1 protein-coding gene is annotated in these 448 nt (G+C 69.0%); it reads left to right on the forward strand.

Annotated features, from left to right (window positions below; translation table 11 throughout):
- The first annotated feature begins 129 nt into the window (after positions 1-129).
- Positions 130-396, forward strand: coding sequence for a DUF4224 domain-containing protein (locus tag ACM5QX_RS29560; RefSeq protein WP_054434304.1), 267 nt, complete (start codon positions 130-132; stop codon positions 394-396).
- Positions 397-448: the final 52 nt, after the last annotated feature.

The following is a 448-nucleotide window of genomic DNA, read 5'->3' on the forward strand; positions in this document are numbered from 1 at the left end:
GCAGGGGTACGGGCGCGCCAGCTTCTCGCTGCTGTGGTCTCAGATCAACGGCCCTGAATCCTGGAACAGCAACCCGTGGGTCTGGGTCGTGGAGTTCCGCCGCGCCGACACCGACAAGAAGGAGATGTGATGGCACACGCAGCCCAACACCAAGCCCCGGCCGCCGACATGTTCCTGAGCCCGGCCGAGGTGGCCGAGATGACCGGCATCCGGCGCGGCACCAAGGGCAAGCCCTACCCTGTCCTGCAGGTGGAATGGCTGCTTGCCCACGGCTACCCGGCGCACGTGAACCGTGCCGGCCGGGCTATAGTCGCGCGCAGTGCCGTGGATGGCCAGCGCCAGCGCGCGGCCGAGCCGGCCAATGCCGAATGGACCCCTGACGCCTGGAGAGCATGAGCATGGGGCGCAAGCCTACCCGCAATCGCTTGCCGCCTGGCATGCGCGCGCG

The organism is Anabaena sp. CCY 9910 (assembly GCF_963920875.1).
Taxonomy (GTDB): Bacteria; Cyanobacteriota; Cyanobacteriia; order Cyanobacteriales; family Nostocaceae; genus Trichormus; species Trichormus variabilis.